The 5,981-nt window shown below is 45.5% G+C and carries 2 protein-coding genes and 1 pseudogene; 2 read left to right on the top strand and 1 reads right to left on the bottom strand.

What is annotated here, in order from left to right:
* Together glnA and LDL18_RS08510 are read left to right on the top strand one after the other, a co-directional pair.
* A pseudogene (gene glnA / locus LDL18_RS08515) lies at positions 1 to 646 on the top strand (glutamine synthetase); the annotation flags it as partial.
* 195 nt (positions 647 to 841) lie between these two features.
* The gene (locus tag LDL18_RS08510; protein WP_296508725.1) at positions 842 to 2,092 is read left to right on the top strand and encodes a multidrug effflux MFS transporter; all 1,251 of its coding nucleotides are present in this window, start codon (positions 842 to 844) and stop codon (positions 2,090 to 2,092) included.
* On the opposite strand, the gene LDL18_RS08505 is transcribed toward LDL18_RS08510, so the two are convergent.
* The coding region (locus LDL18_RS08505; RefSeq protein WP_296508722.1) for a translocation/assembly module TamB domain-containing protein at positions 2,086 to 5,981 on the bottom strand (3,896 nt) is incomplete at its 5' end. The genes LDL18_RS08510 and LDL18_RS08505 overlap by 7 nt on opposite strands.

Below are 5,981 nucleotides of genomic sequence, written 5' to 3'. Positions count from 1 at the left end.
CTTTATGCCAAAGCCGATTTCCGGTGATAACGGTTCTGGCATGCATACCCATATTTCTATCTGGGATGGTGGTAAGCCAACTTTTGCTGGTTCTGAATATGCGGGCTTGTCCGAAAATGCCCTGTATTTCATCGGTGGTATCATCCGCCACGCCAAAGCTATCAATGGTTTGACCAATCCGTCAACCAACAGCTACAAGCGTCTGGTTCCGGGTTTTGAAGCCCCTGTTCTTTTGGCCTATTCTGCCCGTAACCGCTCTGCTTCTTGCCGTATTCCTTATGGTACCGGTGAAAAATCCCGCCGCGTTGAAATTCGCTTCCCAGATGCAACCGCCAACCCGTATCTCTGCTATACGGCTCTGTTGATGGCTGGTATCGACGGTATTCAGAACAAGATTCATCCGGGTGAAGCCATGGATTGCAATCTTTATGATCTGCCGCCGGAAGAATTGGCCAAGGTTCCGACCGTAGCCGGTTCTTTGCGCGAAGCTTTGGATGCTTTGTCTGAAGATTACGACTTCCTGACCAAAGGTGACGTCTTCACCGAAGATCAGATCAAATCCTATATCGAGATCAAACGGGCTGAATCACTTCGTTGGGAAATGGCTCCCAGCCCAGTTGAATTCGAAATGTATTATTCTCTTTAATTCTAATTTGAATCTATTCTGTCCTTGACAGGATAGGGTTTTTTAGAAGAGGGGATGTCCGGAACTTTTCGGGCATCCCCTATTTTTATTACTGTCTGTTGTTTTATTATATTGCGGCATATTTTCTTTCCGATTGTCGGGGGACAATTAAAGAACGGCCGCTCTTCAATTCTATAATTTAAAGAGAGGTCTCTTATGGCTGTAACATCCCGCCATGAACGTCCCGCAGAAAGAGGATGCCAGCCTTTATCTTTTCCGGCTTTCGTTTTGTTCATTGCCGGAATGATGGCTATTCCGTCTTTGGCTTTTGATTCAATGTTGCCGGCCTTGCCGGAAATGGGGAAAAGTTTTTCGGTTACAAATCCGAATGACCAACAATGGATTATTGTTGTTTATTTTTTGGGTATTGGTTTCGCCCAAATCTTCTATGGTCCCTTATCTGACCGCTTTGGTCGTAAGCCGGTTTTGATAACGGGTTATATCCTGTTTATCTTGACCAGTTTGATGGTTGGGCTGTCTCAAAGCTATCCATTATTGTTGGCTGCCCGTTTAATCCAAGGTGTTGCAGCTGCCTCTTCCCGTGTTTTGGCAACCTCTATTGTTCGTGACTGTTTTTCCGGTCGACGCATGTCAAAAGTCATGTCCTTTGCCGTCATTATTTTTATGGGCGTGCCTATTTTTGCGCCGTCATTGGGCTCAGTCGTCCTATTATATGCGTCTTGGCGAGCGATTTTCTTCTCTTTGACCTTATTTACCCTGTTCTTCATTGCTATGATTATCTGGCGCTTGCCAGAAACCTTACATCCTGAAGATCGGCGTGATCTTGACTGGAAAGATACGATCAGAGCCGCAGGGCTTTTCTTTAAGAGCAGAGATACGGTTGCCTATACCCTTGCTTTGATGATGATCGAAGGGGGGTTGCTGGGTTATCTTAACTCTGTTGTTGAGATTTTTACGGATAATTTTCACGCCTCATCAAAAGTCTTTAACCTTGCCTTTGCCGCGGGCGGTGGTTTCATGATTTTGGCCTGTCTCACCAACTCTTTCTTGGTCGAAAAGGTCGGTATGCATCGGTTAGGACATGGGTCATTATTCATGATGATTGCAATGTCTATCGCTCATGCTTTTTTGGGCTATTGCGGCCTCGAAACGGCTTATACCTTTGTTATTATGCAGGGTATGACCATGTTTTTCTTTTCTCTCTGCATTGCCAATTTCTCGGCTATTTCCATGGAACCCATGGGGCATATCGCTGGTATGGCATCATCAATCCAAGGTTTTATCTGGCTTGTCGGCGGTGATTTCTTTGGGGCGATATTAGGACAGATGTTTAATAATACGATTTTTCCGATGACCATCGGAAACGCTATCTATGGTCTTTTTGCCCTTGCGATTATTTTATGGGCTGAAAAAGGTCGTCTTTTTGTCCCCAAAGAAAATCAGTAATCTTTCGATATTCTGATATTACCGCTTGATCGTCCTACGGTCGAAACCGACGACAATAATGAAAGCCAGCGATTGATCTGGAACTGAACACTGGTCAGGGAATATCCCTGACCATCGGTTTCGACTTCGACATAGGTATGTCGTCCGATATATTTACCGGCTGCGACGGCGGTTTTCTGGCTGTTCTGGCTAGATGATGTAATCCTAAGCCGGTCAAGTCTAGCTAATTTTCTGACATTATTGATCGGGTCAACATTTGCTCCCCCATGTCGTAGCTGATTAAGTGCGCTGGCAAGCTGTAAGGCTTCTGGGGCAGACAGATTGGTAATCGAACTACCGAATAAAAGTTGCGCCAGTAATTCATCTTCCGGCATGGCAGGATTGCTGGTAAAATTGATTTCCGGTTTTAAGGCCGTGCCAGTAACGTGAATAGTCGCATCTGTTGAATTAAGCGTTGCACGCGCCGTCAGATCAAGCGCTGGTTCGACGGGGACTTCACCTTGAAAACGAATATTCCCACGATCAAGGGTAAAACGTCGCCCTGCAAAATCATAATTACCCCGAATAAGATCAGTTCTGCCCATTATAGAGGGATTGTCGATATTCCCGCTAATATTAAGCTCGGCACGCCATTCGCTATCCAATCCCATACCAGTGACATTGAGACGGTTATGCGCATGGGTCTTTAAATCCAATGTCCATGCTTTCGGAGGCGTTTGCGTTACCGGATTTTCTTCGATGCGGTTGATCTCTTTAATCGGTAAATGAGGAATCGACGCATTTGATGACTTGCCTAGCTGATAATTGGCGCGCTTGATCTGTATATCCCCGCTGATACATCCACCATCGCCTTGGGAATCCAACGCCAGATCACCGGACACCGTTGCTTTGAAATCATCACGGTTAATCAAAACGGCATCATCCGCTTTTAAACGGATAGCCAGACCAACACCCTGAGGCGCTGCGAAATCAATTGTCGCCTTGCCATTGATCCGCCCTTTGTTTGAGGTATCTCCGCTAAATTGATCTATAATAAGGCTGGTATCGGCAAAGTTACCTTGCATTTGTACCTGATCGATGGTCAGGCCTGTTGTGGCACCTTCTAATCGACCTTGATTCATCGCTAATTTGCCCGTCAAAAAAGGATGATCAATTGTGCCGCCAACATCGGTGAAAAAAGCAAGCCCACCGGAAAGATCAATATTGTCGATACCCAATAATCGCCATAGGGTTTCGCTGGCACCTTTAAAACGGATTTGTGTTCTCATGGGCAGATGGCGGAATTCTGTCAGATTAAAAGACGTGTTTCGGCTGTTTCGCCACTCGGCCTGCGCCCGCCCAACAATCTGGTTGTTATCTTGAACCACCGCTCTTAAAGCCAGCTTTTCAGGATTGAGAATAGCTGAAACACCGGCATCAATCGGACGCGATGATAGAAAAATACCGGAACGGGATAATCCCCGAAGGGTGAGGTTCATCATACCTCTTGGGATATTGGTCTGATCTTGCTGCCATGTAATTTGACCATGGGCATATCCACCAAGGCCTAATCCCGGATGAAAAATATCTAATAAAGATAAAGGAATTTTTTCGAGGGTGATACGGCCTTCATTCTTGCTTGTGCCAAGGTAACCTTTTAATTCGGCGCTGCCGCCACCCGTAATTTCAATACGGCTTTCTTCAAGACGAATGCCACCCTCTTTGTCTTTTGTAAGCTGCGCTGCTTTATCAAGACGAAGCCCGATATGGGCAATGCTGCCATGACCTTCGATAGAATAATGATCGCGAGATAGATGGATTAGACTGTCTATATCAAAAGGTTGCCCACGATTACCGGATGCGACCAGATGGAAAACACCATCATCTCGATCGAAATGAAAATTTCCTTTTAGCTGACCGATATCAAATAATTTCCCTTTGATTTCTTGCCCTGATAACAGGCCGTCCACAATAGACGTATTTTGGCCTAACTGAATACGAGCATTGATATCACCATGACGAATAACCGACTCAAAAACACCGCCTAAATGACCATTGTTGGTCGTCAGGGCGACATCTATCTGCTGTTCGTTGTCAGATGTGGGATTGAGCGGGACTTGAAAATTGATCCGGCCTGCCAAAGCGCCACTGGATTGTAGCTGACCATTCATGCCTCGACCGACAGCTGTCAGATCGCCAGAAAAATGAGAGGCCGAAATATCAAGATTTTGAACATGGATAACAGTTGGCTGACGGGGAATAACATCAATGCGTCCCAATCCCTTAAAATTGCCGATAGGCGATCCGCCATGGCTATTCCAATCATACCCTTTCTGCGTCGGTTCAAGAATCAGATTGACGTCTTTTAAACCTAGGCTGTCAACTGGATGGTCAAGTTGAATGTTAAGATGGGGATGGGCAATATCACCATCAAGTTTCAGCCTTAAACTGCCATAGCTACGTTGATTGCCGCTGCCGACAAGATGCAATGGATTGCCATTGCCATTATCGCGTTGTCCCTTCGCATTGAGCTGGAGGGCAGGGGATTGCAGGATGACTTTTTGAAGGTCTGTCGTTCCGTTAATTTGCCGTGTAAAATCCACGTTAAGCGTGGGTGCGCCTTCCATGAGACCTTTTAGAAAAGCATTCTCAAAATTTTCTGTCCATGTTTTTAAATGCCCCGTGGCCTTTACGCCATCTACGCCCGCATGATGCTCGACATAAATTTCACCTTCGGCATCCAAAAGGGCAAATTCAGGTATCGGATAACGTGTCAGACGGGGTTTGATATGTGCCTGATAACTTCCGTCTTTTAAATCTATATCAAGCAGACCTTCTCCACTCAAAAAATGGGATGCCAGAGAGGTCTTTTCTCCGATGAGATGATTGTTGGTTATATGAAAGACGCCGCTGACAACCAAATCGCGTGTTAAATCTTCTGTGGTATGATCTGTGCCAGAAATATGCTTGATTGTAAGTGTTAAGGGAAGATGCGATAATCCATCAGATAGAAGCGTTTCGCCTTCCAAAGTAGCCGCTTCATAATGCTCTTTCCCAAAGGAAAGCCAGCCCGCTTTGAGCTGATAACTGAAATGCCCTTTTTCAAAACTACCATCCAGATGGTTTAAAAGGGTAATATGCTCGCCTTCCATTTTAGGATCGAGCGCTTTGCTTTGCCTTAATAGGGTTTCGATGACGATCGAATGATAAAGACCCTTTGCAAAATCAATGCCGCCTCGGCTTTTTATATCAAGCGTCGGGGAAAAAAGGCGTATCTGACCCTTGATGCTATGATCTTTCTGGTCAAATTCTGACAGAATATGGGTTTCGCTGCCAAGCAAGCGCGCTGTATTCGGCTTAACAAGGCGGGAAAAGGCTGCCCAACCCGCAATATACCAGTGACCTTTATTTTGTTTTAAACTGATATCAGCCAGCGGATTCTGGTCGAGTAAAGCATGAATATGCCCTTGCCAGCTTGCCCATTCACCTTGTCCGGTTAGATCGGCCGCAAGGGTCTTTTGAATTCCGGTAAGATCAGCAATCGAGCCTTTTTCTGGTGCCAAGAGATTGGCTTTTAACGCAAATCTATTTTTTTCAGGGTTGATGTCTGCCAGAAAATGAAAGCTGTCTTTTAAGGTCGACGTGATCGTAATTTCTGCCTTTAACTGGCCGGAAGTCGATAGCGCATGACCTCGGATATCCATAACCGGAATAGCCGTTATATTCTGTTTAAGGTCGCTTCTCTTTTGGGGAATAATTTCGATATGAGTCAGTATCAGATGGTCTATTCTGATATAGCTGCTGGGTAGCCGAAAAGGTTTTCCTTGTGATTTCAGCCGTGGCAAACGCCATAAACGAGCGGAATTGGCCTGTAATGCCTGAATATCCCAATGTTTTTTCCATAAATCCA

Source organism: Zymomonas sp., from assembly GCF_020216885.1.
GTDB lineage: Bacteria > Pseudomonadota > Alphaproteobacteria > Sphingomonadales > Sphingomonadaceae > Zymomonas.
The sequence above is the reverse complement of the archived record's forward strand: the minus strand, read 5'-3'. Positions and strand labels throughout refer to the sequence as shown.

What these genes read in the sequence shown, in the direction of transcription:
- LDL18_RS08510 (WP_296508725.1), top strand. Translation starts at nt 842, where the DNA reads ATGGCTGTAACATCCCGCCATGAACGTCCCGCAGAAAGAGGATGCCAG.